The sequence below is a fragment of the Sphingobacterium sp. genome (assembly GCF_039596235.1).
Taxonomy (GTDB): domain Bacteria; phylum Bacteroidota; class Bacteroidia; order Sphingobacteriales; family Sphingobacteriaceae; genus Sphingobacterium.
This window is the reverse complement of sequence record NZ_JBCNKE010000002.1, coordinates 125,951-139,936: the sequence shown is the minus strand read 5'-3', so window position 1 is coordinate 139,936 and position 13,986 is coordinate 125,951. Positions and strand designations below refer to the sequence as shown.

Genomic DNA, 13,986 nt, shown 5'->3' with positions numbered 1-13,986 from the left:
CTGCTCTTATACGCAGCAGCAGCTATGAAAATCAGCTGAAGGTTTTATCTCCACGCTGGTAAACAGACTCTTCAAAACAAAAAAAGCGTTGACTTTCATCAACGCTTTTTTATCTTATCGTAAATCGGGATATTACAATTTACGTTTGACTTCTACTTGTTCGTAAGCTTCAACGATATCACCTACCTGAATGTCGTTGAATCGGTCGATATTCAAACCACACTCGTAACCTTGTGCAACCTCTTTCACGTCGTCTTTAAAACGTTTAAGGGAAGCCAGTCGACCTGTATGGATAACGACACCATCTCTGATGATGCGGATATCATTATTTCTATTGATCTTACCTTCTCTAACCATACATCCCGCAATAGTACCCACTTTAGAGATTTTAAATGTTTCTCTGATTTCAACTTCAGCAACAATTTTCTCTTCAAATTTCGGAGCCAACATACCTTCCATCGCAGATTTAATCTCTTCGATAGCATCGTAGATGATCGAGTATAAACGAACGTCGATTTGCTCATTCTCAGCCAATTTACGTGCGTTTTGTGTCGGACGTACTTGGAAACCAATGATGATCGCGTCAGAGGCAGAGGCCAACAATACATCGGATTCAGAGATCGCCCCTACGGATTTATGGATAATATTCACCTGGATCTCATCTGTTGACAATTTCAATAGTGAATCTGATAATGCTTCGATAGAACCATCCACATCACCTTTCACGATAATATTAAGTTCCTTAAAGTTACCGATAGCCAAACGGCGGCCGATCTCATCCAAGGTAATGTGTTTTGTTGCACGCATGCCCTGCTCACGTTGTAACTGAAGACGTTTGTTTGCAACCGTTCTCGCTTCGGACTCACTTTCAAGAACATAAAGCTTATCTCCCGCTGTCGGTGCACCAGCCATACCTAATATCTGTACAGGCACAGAAGGTCCAGCTTCTTTAACACGTTCACCTCTTTCATTGGTTAAAGCTTTCACCTTACCGGAATGTGAACCTGCCAAGATTGGATCTCCAACACGAAGAGTACCCCCTTGGATCAATACTGTAGTCACGATACCACGACCCTTGTCCAAAGCTGCTTCAATCACTGAACCGACAGCACGCTTTTTCGGATCAGCTTTCAGATCCAACATTTCAGCTTCCAAAAGAACTTTTTCTAAAAGAAGATCAACATTCTCACCGGTTTTTGCAGAAATTTCCTGTGCCTGGAATTTACCACCCCAGTCCTCAACCAAGATATTCATTGCAGAAAGCTGCTCGCGGATACGATCTGGATTCGCTCCTGGTTTATCTACTTTCGTAAATGCAAATACAATTGGTACTCCAGCTGCTTGCGCGTGATTGATCGCTTCTTTTGTTTGCGGCATGACTGCATCATCCGCTGCAATAACGATAATAACGATATCTGTTACTTTGGCCCCACGCGCACGCATCGCCGTAAAGGCTTCGTGACCCGGTGTATCCAAAAATGTAATTTTGCGATCGTCATCTAATTTCACGGCATATGCACCAATATGTTGTGTGATACCACCGGCTTCACCAGAAGTAACGTTTGCCTTACGGATATAATCCAACAAAGATGTCTTACCGTGGTCAACGTGTCCCATGACGGTCACGATTGGAGCTCTGGACACCAAATTTGCTTCAGTATCTGGCTCTTCCAGTTCCGCAGTTTCCTCATCTTCAGGTTTAATAAATTCAACTTGATAACCAAATTCATCTGCTACAATAGCCAAAGTTTCCGCATCCAGACGTTGGTTGATAGACACAAACATACCTAAACTCATACAAGTTGCGATAATCTGTGTGACCTGAACGTCCATCAAATTTGCCAGCTCGTTTGCCGTAACAAATTCTGTAACACGCAATACCTTTGCCATTAATTCTTGCTCCATTGCAGCTTCTTCCGCATGTTGAGCGACATCATCACGTTTTTGGCGTCTTAATTTCGCACGTTGAGCAAATTTACCAGATTTACCTGCCCCACTTAAACGAGCAAGTGTTGCCTTGATTTGGTCTTGGATTTCCTTTTCAGAAGGCTCCTCTTTATTTTCAACAGGTCTTCCTTTTCCTCTATTGTCAAAACGACCATGTTGTGGTCTCGCTCCTCCTTGTCCCGGTCTACCTTGATGCTGGTTATTTCCACCTTGCCCAGGTCTGCCAGAATGCTGGTTGTTTTGTCCCGGACGGTTGTTCGGATTATTGTTGTTACCTTGACCAGCACCTCTGTTTCCTTGTTGGTCGCGGTTTTGGTTATTATTTCCATCACGAGGACCTCGGTTTTGGTTGTTATGTCCCTGACCTTGTCCCGCATTCGGATTTACTGGACCATTTGGATTCGTGCGTTTACGCTTACGTTTCTCATTATTGTTGCCAGCATTTGAAGATGATGCTACAGGTTTGTGCGAAGGTCTAGCTGAAGGTAATTCAATCTTACCAATTACTTTAGGACCTGTCAATCTTTCTGCACGTGCAGAAATAATATCATCGCCATCTTTTTTCACAGGCTCCACTGTTGGAGTTACTGGTACAGCAGCTCTTGCTGCTGTTTCGTCTTTTTTCTTTTCTTCTACCTTCACAGGTTCGGTTTTTGTCTCTACAACCGGAGTTGCTTTTACTTCAGTTTTATCTACTTCAGGTTTTGGAGCTTCTACCTGAGGTGCCACGACTTCAGCTTTTTGCTCTATAACCTTTGGTTCTTCTTTTTTCGCTTCAATGACCGGTGTTTTGACTTCGGTTTCTTTCGGCTCGATTACTTTCTCTACGGGTTTAGTCTCTTCCGGTAGGTCTTGCGCTAATTTAGGTTCTTCCTTTGAAGACTCCTCTTTTTTAGCCTTGTTACCCCCTCTATTCAGGGCATCAAGATCTATTTTGCCAACCACTTTCATACCACCTTGGTGAACAGGCTCTTCAGGTTTGGCAGCAGCGGATTCTTTGGCAGATGGGATTTCTACAGTATTTTTAACCAAGATCTCTTTTGGCTCTTCATGTTCTTCGAAATCCTCATTTCTAGACGATTCTTTAGGAGAAGTGGACGGTGACTCCTCACGACGAATTTTGCCAATAACAATTTGTTTAGCTTCATCTTTCAGTGATTTGTCTCCCTGAAACTCTTTTAACAGCACACCATACATCTCTCCGCTCAATTTAGTGTTAGGCTTTGCTTCTACGTCATATCCCTTTTTCACTAAACATTCCACGGCAGTATGTATCCCGATGTTGAGTTCTTTTGCTGCTTTAAGCAAGTTTGTTCCTTTTCCTTCAGTCATCTATAATATAAACTATTTTAATATAATTACAAAAATATGTTTTTTTCCATCCATAACCAATTTATTCCGAATGTTAGATGGAAAAAATTTAACAAGCTGAATTTTATTCAAATTCAGCCTGCAATATACGTACGATCTCACGGATGGTATCTTCCTCTAAATCGGTACGTCTCACCAGCTCTTCTTCGCTTAGTGATAACACAGATTTTGCAGAGTCTAAACCAACGCGTTTCAACTCATCGATCACCCAGCTTTCAATTTCATCGCTGAATTCTTCGATATCCACGTCCTCATCAAATTCATCATTCTCACGGTAAACATCGATCTCATAACCAGTCAATTTACCCGCTAATTTAATATTGTGTCCACCACGTCCAATAGCCAGGGACACCTGATCCGATTTTAAGTATACGGCAGCAGTTTTATTTTCCTCATCGATTTTGATTGAGCTTATCCGAGCAGGACTCAAAGCACGGGCGATATACAAGGAATGGTTTGTCGTGAAATTGATCACATCAATATTCTCGTTACGCAATTCACGAACGATACCGTGAATACGAGATCCTTTCATACCCACACATGCACCAACTGGATCAATACGGTCGTCATAAGATTCAACCGCCACTTTAGCACGCTCTCCAGGTTCACGGACAATTTTCTTGATTGTAATCAGACCATCAAAAATCTCCGGTACCTCAAGTTCAAACAAACGTTGCAAAAACGCAGGCGCAGTACGTGAGATAATGATTTTCGGATTATTGTTCATCATATCCACTTTATGTACTACCGCACGGATACCGTCACCTTTTTTGAAATAATCAGCAGGGATTTGTTCCGACTTCGGTAAAATCAGTTCATTGCCATCCTCATCCAATACCAAAATCTCTTTCTTCCAGATCTGATAAACCTCACCAATGACCAACTCTCCTTCTCTATCTTTATATTTCTTGAAAACCTCATCTTTCTCAAGCTCCAACACTTTAGAAACAAGCGTTTGACGAGCCGCCAAAATAGCACGGCGTCCAAAGCTTTCCAATGTGATCTGTTCGATAAAATCATCCCCCACTTCAAGATCCTCATCGTGTTTTCTTGCTTCTGCCAACTCGATTTCAAGATCATCATCCTCAGAAAATTCATCTTCTACAACGACCCGCGTTCTCCAAATCTCCAAATCCCCGTTATCTGGATTCACGATAACATCCACATTTTCATCCGTACCAAAACGACGACGGATCATACTACGAAAAACCTCTTCCAATACTGTAATGACCGTAGGTCTATCGATATTCTTAAACTCCTTAAACTCCTGAAAAGAGTCTATCAGATTGATGTTGCTGTTACTCATTATTTTTTAAAATGAAATTACCACTTTTGTTGCTTTTATTTGATCAAAAGGAAGTTCTTTTTCCACCTCCTGCGCTTTTTTACCTTTTTCTTTTACTTTTTGAAGAATTTTAATCTTTGTCTCATCAACCGATAATAAGGTTCCTTCGATTTTAGTGTTGTCACCCAACTTAACCTGCACGGTGCGGCCGATATTTTTTTGATATTGACGATTATTGACAAAATTTGAATCAATACCTGGCGACGAAACCTCCAAACGATAGGCATTATCAATGACATTTTCCTCCTCTAAATGAAAACCGACATGGCGGCTCACCTGCGCACAATCATCAATATTAACACCATTATCTCCATCCAAGAGAATTTCCAAAATCTTATTCGGACGCATCTTTACACTAACAATAAACAAATCCTCGCGATCTGCTATTTTTTCCGCTATGAGTTCAATGACTCTTTTTTCTACATCTTGCATTGTTCTACTGCCTAGAATGCTAAATTAATTGTATTAAAAAAAGGGGGCAATACGAGCCCCCTTCCTTTCAGATATGCAAATATAGTATTTTATAAAATAAAAAACAAATCCCCAAACAACTGCGAAAGTATTTTTTCTATTATTTCGAATTATCAACAACTGCATTAATTGTTTTCTGCATTTGCGCCATCATACTGGTTAAGGTTTCCATTGTCGGCTCAGGTGTTGGTTCAGGCAGCTGTGTACTAATAAAAGCCTTTGCCTTCCAAACTTCAAGAATATCGGGAGTCTCAACCCAGTAAGGTTCATATGTTTTATTATCAGATACGAGCTTTAAGCCTTTATCCTCCTTAAATTTAAACGCGATACGCTTATAGACGACACCCTCCTCCCGAGATACAACTACATAGGTAAGCCCAGGTTTTATATCATGCCAGTTTTCAACATACTCTGCCACAATAATCGAACCCGAGGGCAGGGGCAACATCGAATCTCCTTTAATCTCAAAAGCCCGAAAAGTTCCCTGTCCAAACATGGGCAACGAAAATTTCGGAAGCTCAGCAACATATTCCGGATCACCATAACCGTTTAAATAACCAGCACTCGCTTTAACGGGCACAAGCTCAATATTTTCACGATCGTTACCATCGACAGTCACACTTAATACCCTAAGATTTGACGCATTACTTTTAGGCACTGGCTTCCACTTCTCATCAATCACATCATTCGCCAATTCATCCATGGTTAACCCATAAAACTCGGCAATTTTTTTCAGCAATTCGTATTTAGGCTCCGCCCGATCTTCTTCATATGCACCGACCGAAGCTCGTTTAATCTCCATGATATCAGCAAATTGCTGCTGTGTAAGTTTCTTTCCTTTTCGAAGGAATTTCAAGTTGGATGAAATATTTGCCATATTATTTTTTCAAAAATATTTTACAAAAACTAATTTTATTAGTAATATTGTGCCAATAAAATTAGTAAATAAAAATTAAACATCCAAATAATTTAGTATTATGGGCAAATTTATCGTATATATCTTAACAGACAACAACAGAAGGTACTTTGAGATTGACTTCACATCCAATATATTTAGCACAGTAATGGAGCTTCAACAAGCCAATAATTTTATTCTTCAACAGGGACCACATTTAAACAGAATTATCTATTCTGAAGAGTTTTCCCAATTAGCATACGCAAAAAAGAGAATGAGTGAATTACAAAACTTCACGCGCATGCAAATAGAACGTGTTATCCGCAAGAATAACCCTAACTGGAATAACCTATACCCGCAACAGCAGCAAGCTTATCCAAAAAGAAGCACCAATTTCGCGGCCTAGTAATCCATAGAAATAAAAAAGCCGCCCAATTTTCATTAGGCAGCTCGTTATTTGTTATACTATGCTAGATCCGAAAAAGGATAAACGTTTTTACTAAATTTAAGTTGACGTGGTATTCTCCAGCACACCCGTATTTTCACCGGCACCACCTTCATTGTTATTACGCTCAGTAACTCCACCCTCTGTAGACTCTTCTTCAGGCCCAATAAAACCCTCGTCCGTCTGCTCATCAACTTGTGTCGAATCACTTTTTTCCGGCTCCGGATCGCTATAACGTGGAGATTCACATTTATACGACTTCGTGATTTCAACCGTAGGTTCAGGAAATTTACCCTGACTATACCCTAACTGCTTGTCCTTGTAAACAGATTCCAAAAACACACCAAATATAGGCAAAGCCGTCCGGGAACCTTCCCCCGTATGCGAATTCTTAAAGTGTATGCTTCTTTCATCACACCCAACCCAGATTCCAGTAACCAAATCCTTCGTCACTCCCATATACCAACCATCAACGTATTCGGAAGAAGTCCCGGTCTTTCCGCCGATTTCATTTTCTTTATCAAAAAGATCCCATTCCCATAAACCCTGCGAGGTACCTCTAGGTTCTTCCATCCCACCACGCAACATATAGGTCATCAACCAGGCATCCTGTTTATCGACAACTTGCTTGCGCTCCGCCTGGAAAGTCGCAATCACATTTCCATCGTGATCTTCAATTTTAGAAACCAATATCGGCGTTACGCGCTCACCATGGTTCATCATCGTCGAGTAACCGTTGACCATCTCAAAGACCGAAACATCGTTAGGCCCCAAGCCAACGGATGCCACCGGATTAAGTTTACTCGTGATACCACAACGCTGTGCAGCGTCCACTACTTTTGCAGGTGTTACCATATCGGTCAACTGAACAGTAACCGAGTTGATGGATCTGGCCATCGCATGACGCAGGGACATCTCCCGATAGGAAAAATTCCAATCTGCATTTTTAGGCTCCCACACTTCGACGGAATCTCCTTTGTCAATCTTTATGGTAACAGGTTTATCCGTGATCTTATCACAAGGCGACATTCCGGACTCCAAAGCTGCCAGATAAACAAAAGGCTTAAATGTAGACCCCGCCTGCCGTTTCGCCTGCATCACATGATCATATTTGAAATACTGATGATCTATCCCACCTACCCAAGCTTTAATTTCACCTGAATAGGGATCCATGGACATCATACCCGCATTCAACATCATGGCATAATATTTCAGGGAATCCATCGTAGACATTTCCTTTTCGACCTTCCCCCCATCCTTCCAATTGTACACTTCCATTTTTTTCTTCTTATTTAAGAAGAAATTGATACTGTCTGGTGTATTGGCATATTTTTTACTCAGAAACTCGTAATAAGGTGTTTTCTTCGCTAGGTTCTCCAAAAAGTTTGGTATCACTTTTCCAGAGAGATCCCGCCAGGGTTCCTGCCCCTCCCAGGTATTGTTCAAACGCTGCTGTAATTCAGCCATCTGTTTTGCCACAGCCTCCTCGGCATGTTTCTGAAGTTTTGAATTAATCGTTGTATAGATCTTTAAACCATCGGTATAAATATCGTAATTATTCTCCTCTGACCATTTCTCCAACCATTTAGCCACAGCGGTACGTAAATAGGAATCACCCCCGGCATTTACATCTTGATTATTGGTATTTAAAACGATCTTTTCTTTGACCAATGCATCAAACTCTTCCTTTTTTAGAAAACCACTCTTATGCATCTGGCCCAACACCGTATTTTTACGGTCAAATGCATTTTCAGGATTTCTAATCGGATTATATAAGGTTGTTCCCTTTAACATGCCGATCAATACCGCGGCTTCGTTTTGATTCAATTGATTTGCTCCCTTTGAAAAATAACGTTTTGCAGCCGTTTCTATACCATATGCATTATTGCTGAAAGAAACTGTATTAAGATACATTTCTAAAATCTGATTTTTTGTATACCGCTGCTCCAGCTTGTAAGCGGTCATCCACTCTTTGAATTTGGTAATCACCAAACCTGCTACTGGTAAACGGGTCAATAAACCTCCGGCCTTATTATAGCGCGTGCGATAAAGATTCTTGGCCAGCTGTTGCGTAATTGTACTCGCACCACGTTTATCACCTTTTAATGTTGAAATAATACCCGATCCCAGGCCCAAAAAGTCAACCCCGTTGTGCTGATAAAAACGCACATCTTCAGTTGCTATCAGCGCATTAACAACAGTTTTAGGAATACTGTCAAAAGGGATTGGATTTCTATCCTCGTCAAAATATCGACCGATCAATACACTATCAGCAGTATACAATTCTGTCGAAATGTTGACACTGGGCATAATGATGTCTTTTTTTGTGGGTGAGTAGCCAAAAAGCCACAAAAAATTAAGTTGTATAGCGCAGACCAAAACTATAACGAAATATATTGCAATAACGAGATAACGAAGAATCCGATTCTTAATACGTCTAAACATAAATGGAAATTTATCTTATATTCAACATATTGAATCAACAAAGGTTTTATTTCCCGCTCAATATGCGTCTATATCTGTTTCAGGGGCTAAATATACAACTAAATAAATGTCCGTAATCAACTATTTACATTTTTTAACAATAAAGGACGAGCGCTTATTGCAATAATGTCCATCGGCAAAAAAAGCCTTTTAATAGCCCCATTATTTCAGATCCATGAAATTAAAGCAACAAAAGAAAAATGTATAAGGACGCTGTTTGAACCAGCGGGTTAGTTGCGGGGTTCCGCAAATATTATACCTACTTTTGATTTATTATCTATTTTATTTTAAAATAATAATGATATTTGTTTAAATTTAGATGTAAACTAGTCAACTATTAGCATGTTAAAACAGACATTACAACAAAAGCTATTACAAAAACTGTCTCCACAACAAATTCAATTTATTAAATTGTTGCAGGTACCAACAGTTTCATTAGATGCCCGAATAAAAGAAGAATTAGAAGAAAACCCTGCGTTAGAAGATGGTAGCTTGACTAATATGACGGATCCAATAGAAGAATATCCGGATAAAGATCCGGATGACAACTTCGACAACGAAGAAGGATTCGACTCAGATGACTTCAGTTTGGAAGACTATATACAAGAGGACGACTACAAAGATTATGGTAATGGATATGACTATGGTGATGATGATGATGAACGGAAAGAAATGCCCGTGGCCATCCAACATTCATTCTATGAACAGTTACAACAACAATTAGACCTCCTCGCTTTAGATGATAAGCACTTTTTAATTGGTCAGCAGATTATTGGCAGCCTGGATGATGACGGCTACTTGCGTCGTCCGATCATCAATCTGGTAGATGATCTAGCCTTCGGTCAAAATGTAATGACCGAAGAACATGAAGTGTTGGAAATGCTCAAAGTAATCCAAGATTTTGAGCCTGCAGGTATTGGCGCCAGAGATTTGCAGGAATGCCTTTTGATACAATTGCAAAAGAAAGATTCCAACAATCCTATAATCAAGCTCGCAATTAAGGTCGTGGCCAATTATTTAGATGAATTCACAAAGAAACATTACGACAAACTTGAAAAATCACTGGGAGTTTCATCTGAAGACTTGAAAAACGTCGTTAATGAAATCCTAAAACTGAATCCCAAACCAGGTGATTCGGGAGCAGTTGCGGGTAAACAACTTCATATCATCCCCGATTTTCATATTAGCAATAACGACGGCACCCTTCATCTGACGCTCAATGGACGCAATGCGCCTGAACTCCGCATCAGCCGGGATTATCAGCATATGTTCGAGCACTACGAGAAATCCGATCAGAAGGACAAGAAGATGAAAGAAGCAGTACAGTTCGTCAAGCAAAAGCTCGATTCGGCAAAATGGTTCATTGATGCCATCAAGCAACGCCAGCAGACCCTACTTAAAACCATGAATGCCATCATGGAATATCAATACGATTATTTCCTTACCGGAGATGACCGTAAATTAAAACCCATGATCTTGAAGGACATCGCAGATAAGATCGATATGGATATCTCGACCGTCTCCCGCGTGGCGAATTCAAAATATGTGCAAACCGAATTCGGAACATTTTTATTAAAGTCATTTTTCTCCGAAGCTATCCAAACAGACTCCGGGGAAGAAGTCTCAAATAAGGAAGTCAAGAAAATACTGGAGGAATGCATCGCCAAAGAAAATAAGCGCAAACCGCTTGCCGACGAGAAGCTAACGGAAATACTGAAAGAAAAAGGCTACAATATCGCCCGTCGAACAGTAGCCAAATACCGTGAAGCATTAAACATACCAGTCGCAAGATTAAGAAAAGAGCTCTAAGAGCTCTTTTTTGTTTTTCGGGTGACAATCAAATCTAAATTAAGAATAGTATCTTTGTGCTCGAATTAAACAAGCATTAAGGAATGAGCAAAGTAAAAGTTGGAGTTGTACAGATGAGCTGTACCGCAAACAAACAAGAGAATCTCGAAAAAGCAATCGCTAAAGTAAAAGAAGCCGCTGCAAAAGGTGCGCAAATTGTGTGTCTGCAAGAACTCTTTACCTCTTTATATTTCTGCGATGTAGAAGATTATGACAATTTCGCGCTGGCTGAATCTATCCCGGGACCATCTACCGATGCCCTGTCTGCTGTTGCGAAAGAAGCCGGAGTCGTTATTATCGCTTCATTATTTGAAAAAAGAGCTGAAGGTCTTTATCATAATACCACCGCTGTATTAGATGCTGATGGCTCCTATTTGGGTAAATACCGCAAAATGCACATCCCCGATGATCCGGCTTTTTACGAGAAATTTTATTTTACACCTGGTGACCTGGGTTATAAAGTGTTTAAAACAAAATTCGGTAAAATCGGCATATTGATCTGTTGGGATCAATGGTATCCGGAAGCATCAAGAATCACAGCCCTAATGGGTGCTGAAATTCTATTCTACCCTACAGCGATCGGCTGGGCCACAGATCAGGATGAAGAAACCAACAGAGATCAATACAATGCATGGCAAACCATTCAGCGCTCGCATGCGGTAGCAAACGGTGTGCCTGTGGTAGCTGTTAACCGTGTTGGATTTGAACAGGATGGCGCCATGAAATTTTGGGGCGGCAGCTTTGTTACAAATGGACAAGGTAAACTGTTGTACCTCGCTTCTCACGATAAAGAAGAAATTGAAGTAGTTGAACTGGATCTAGCTGAATCCGACTATTTCAGAAAACATTGGCCATTCTTGAGAGATCGTAGAATTGAGACATATTCTCCAATCACCAAACGTTTTATCGACGAAGACTAATATCAAATCATATTGGCCATTTTAATTTGTAATTCATCAAAAGAAAAACAGATTAAAATGGCTTTTTACATTTTAACGCATGGAACAAGAAAGCACTTTCACACAGGCATATTTTGATAACTCACCCAAAAAACAAGGTTTTTCGTTTCCCGCAGAATGGGCAAAACAAGAAGCCCTGTGGTTGAGCTGGCCGCATAAAGAGGAATCTTGGCCTGGAAAAATTGATACCATATACCAGCCTTATTGTGAATTTATTAAAGCTGTTGCAGCTGGACAGAAGGTCCGAATCAATGTTGCAGACGAAGACATGAAAACATTCGCTATTGCAGCATTGAAAAAAGTAACTGCTGATTTTAGCAATATTGAATTTTATTTCAATCCAACAAATGACGCCTGGTGCAGAGATCACGGTCCCGCTTTTCTGATCAATCAAAATTCCGACGCAAAAGCTGTTGTTGACTGGGGGTATAATGCATGGGGCGGGAAATATCCGCCTTTCGATCTGGATGATGTTGTCCCTACGCGCATAGCAAAAGCGTTCAACCTGCCTTTATTCACACCCAATATCGTTATGGAAGGCGGTTCTGTCGAATTCAACGGAGCCGGAACAGTGATGACAACAACAGCATGTCTGCTCAATGAAAACAGAAATCCTGATTATACAAAAGAACAGATTGAGACTTACCTCAAAGAATTCTATGGACAAGATCAGGTATTATGGTTAGGCGACGGAATTATTGGTGACGACACCGATGGTCATATTGATGACATCACGCGCTTTGTCAATGAAAACACGGTGTTAACTGTTGTCGAAGAAAATCCGGACGATGAAAATTATGCTATCCTTCAGGAGAATCTGGAAACACTTCGTTCCTTCAGATTATTAAACGGAGAAGCACTTAATATCGTCGAACTACCGATGCCCGCACCGGTAATCTATGAGGACACCAGACTGCCGGCATCATACGCAAATTTTTATATTGCAAATGATGTCGTCGTTGTTCCGATTTTCAACGATGCCAATGACCAAAAAGCATTGGATATTATTCAGGGATGCTTTCCGACACGAAAAGTTATCGGAATTAATTCCGTCGATATTATCTGGGGACTAGGCAGTTTTCATTGTTTGAGCCAGCAAGAGCCCGCACTCAACTAAAGGTAATACTTATAAACAGAAAGGTTTCTTAATCGATTAAGAAACCTTTCTGTTTATATAAACTGCTTATTACAAGCATTATTAATTAGATCTTTCTGTAGCGAAGTTTTGCTGCTTACTTCCGACAATACTGACATCAGCTTATCGCAACAATTTATCCTGTACCGATAGAACCTTAGACAACAACCACATGCACACCGGACTTCTCCAACGATTCAACAAATCCGGCATTCACTTTATCATCTGTAATTAATATATCAATTTTTTCAAAGCCACAAATCCGTCCAAAGCTGCGTCTTCCAAATTTGGACGAATCCGCTAGGACAACTACCTTTTGAGCCGTATCGATCATGATACGATTCAATTGGGCTTCCTGTGCACTGGATGTTGACACACCATACTCCAGATCTATTCCATCCACCCCTAAAAACAATTTACTACAATAAAAATCATGCAGTAAATTTTCAGCATATTTTCCGGTCACTGAAGTAGAAGTTTTTCGTAAGGTCCCTCCCATCTGCATAATTTCAACTGATGGATATTTAATCAACTCCATGGCAACGTTCAGCGCCGAAGTGACCACAGTGATATTTCCCTTAGGTACAATCTGCCTGGCCAGCGATTGCATGGTTGTACCGGAAGCGATAATAATTGAATCATTTTCTTCAATCATCTCAGCCGCTTTCTTCCCGATTCTACTTTTATCGTCCGAGCGAAGTTTCTCCTTTTCAAATACTGTCCGATCCGTCGTATACGGATTGTATTGTGTCGCTCCGCCATGCGTCCGAAAAAGCAGCCCACTCTCTTCTAAGAGCGTGAGATCCTTGCGGATAGTAACAGAAGATACACCCAGTTCCTCGCATAGGTCAATCACTTGGACTATACCTACCTCTTTTAATTGTTTTAAAATATATTGATGTCGCTCTACGTTTGTCATGGTTCTTTTATATGCGCTAAAATATTAAATCTACCAGTTGTTTATCTATACAGATACATTAAGAAAATATAAAATATCAACGAAAATCATTAATGGATCGTAGCTTCAGATATTCTATACCAATTTCCCTAGTAGAACTGACGTTAAAATAACGAATTTATTTAATT

Annotated in this window: 10 protein-coding genes; 4 read left to right on the top strand and 6 right to left on the bottom strand. The window is 40.4% G+C overall.

The genetic code is table 11. The features are described 5' to 3' along the window. Positions 1–132 precede the first annotated feature (132 nt). The 4 genes from infB to ABDW32_RS04690 all read right to left on the bottom strand — a co-directional run bounded on the left by infB (position 133) and on the right by ABDW32_RS04690 (position 6,011). Positions 133–3,279, bottom strand: coding sequence for a translation initiation factor IF-2 (gene infB / locus ABDW32_RS04705; RefSeq protein ID WP_343559941.1), 3,147 nt, complete (start codon positions 3,277–3,279; stop codon positions 133–135). Between the two features lie 103 nt (positions 3,280–3,382). Then, a complete protein-coding gene (gene nusA / locus ABDW32_RS04700; protein ID WP_046675481.1) occupies positions 3,383–4,624 on the bottom strand; it encodes a transcription termination factor NusA in 1,242 nt (413 codons plus the stop codon). A 6-nt stretch (positions 4,625–4,630) separates the two neighbouring features. Then, positions 4,631–5,095 (bottom strand): ribosome assembly cofactor RimP, encoded by a 465-nt coding sequence (gene rimP, locus ABDW32_RS04695; protein ID WP_343559939.1) that lies wholly within the window; start codon positions 5,093–5,095, stop codon positions 4,631–4,633. Between the two features lie 139 nt (positions 5,096–5,234). Continuing rightward, positions 5,235–6,011, bottom strand: a complete 777-nt coding sequence (locus ABDW32_RS04690) for a LexA family transcriptional regulator (protein ID WP_077435464.1) — start codon at positions 6,009–6,011, stop codon at positions 5,235–5,237. A gap of 100 nt (positions 6,012–6,111) precedes the next feature. Here ABDW32_RS04690 and ABDW32_RS04685 point away from each other — a divergent pair, with 100 nt between their 5' ends. Beyond that, entirely contained in the window at positions 6,112–6,435 is a 324-nt protein-coding gene (locus tag ABDW32_RS04685) for a hypothetical protein (RefSeq protein WP_343559935.1), read from the top strand. Positions 6,436–6,534: 99 nt separating this feature from the next. Here ABDW32_RS04685 and ABDW32_RS04680 read toward each other — a convergent pair whose 3' ends face one another. Continuing rightward, entirely contained in the window at positions 6,535–8,784 is a 2,250-nt protein-coding gene (locus ABDW32_RS04680) for a transglycosylase domain-containing protein (protein ID WP_343559934.1), read from the bottom strand. A 516-nt stretch (positions 8,785–9,300) separates the two neighbouring features. Here ABDW32_RS04680 and rpoN point away from each other — a divergent pair. From rpoN to ABDW32_RS04665, 3 genes are all read left to right on the top strand, one after another. Beyond that, positions 9,301–10,767 (top strand): RNA polymerase factor sigma-54, encoded by a 1,467-nt coding sequence (gene rpoN, locus ABDW32_RS04675; RefSeq protein WP_343559932.1) that lies wholly within the window; start codon positions 9,301–9,303, stop codon positions 10,765–10,767. Positions 10,768–10,850: 83 nt separating this feature from the next. Further along, positions 10,851–11,726, top strand: coding sequence for a carbon-nitrogen hydrolase (locus tag ABDW32_RS04670; protein WP_343559930.1), 876 nt, complete (start codon positions 10,851–10,853; stop codon positions 11,724–11,726). Positions 11,727–11,805: 79 nt separating this feature from the next. Beyond that, positions 11,806–12,882, top strand: a complete 1,077-nt coding sequence (locus ABDW32_RS04665) for an agmatine deiminase family protein (RefSeq protein WP_343559928.1) — start codon at positions 11,806–11,808, stop codon at positions 12,880–12,882. A gap of 175 nt (positions 12,883–13,057) precedes the next feature. Here ABDW32_RS04665 and agaR read toward each other — a convergent pair whose 3' ends face one another. Further along, complete coding sequence (gene agaR, locus ABDW32_RS04660) at positions 13,058–13,819, bottom strand: transcriptional repressor AgaR (RefSeq protein ID WP_077435476.1); 762 nt, start codon at positions 13,817–13,819, stop codon at positions 13,058–13,060. Positions 13,820–13,986 lie beyond the last annotated feature (167 nt).

Bases quoted from the DNA above. Each gene is read 5' to 3' on its own strand.
- infB (WP_343559941.1), bottom strand. From the start codon at position 3,279: ATGACTGAAGGAAAAGGAACAAACTTGCTTAAAGCAGCAAAAGAACTC.
- nusA (WP_046675481.1), bottom strand. From the start codon at position 4,624: ATGAGTAACAGCAACATCAATCTGATAGACTCTTTTCAGGAGTTTAAG.
- rimP (WP_343559939.1), bottom strand. From the start codon at position 5,095: ATGCAAGATGTAGAAAAAAGAGTCATTGAACTCATAGCGGAAAAAATA.
- ABDW32_RS04690 (WP_077435464.1), bottom strand. From the start codon at position 6,011: ATGGCAAATATTTCATCCAACTTGAAATTCCTTCGAAAAGGAAAGAAA.
- ABDW32_RS04685 (WP_343559935.1), top strand. From the start codon at position 6,112: ATGGGCAAATTTATCGTATATATCTTAACAGACAACAACAGAAGGTAC.
- ABDW32_RS04680 (WP_343559934.1), bottom strand. From the start codon at position 8,784: ATGCCCAGTGTCAACATTTCGACAGAATTGTATACTGCTGATAGTGTA.
- rpoN (WP_343559932.1), top strand. From the start codon at position 9,301: ATGTTAAAACAGACATTACAACAAAAGCTATTACAAAAACTGTCTCCA.
- ABDW32_RS04670 (WP_343559930.1), top strand. From the start codon at position 10,851: ATGAGCAAAGTAAAAGTTGGAGTTGTACAGATGAGCTGTACCGCAAAC.
- ABDW32_RS04665 (WP_343559928.1), top strand. From the start codon at position 11,806: ATGGAACAAGAAAGCACTTTCACACAGGCATATTTTGATAACTCACCC.
- agaR (WP_077435476.1), bottom strand. From the start codon at position 13,819: ATGACAAACGTAGAGCGACATCAATATATTTTAAAACAATTAAAAGAG.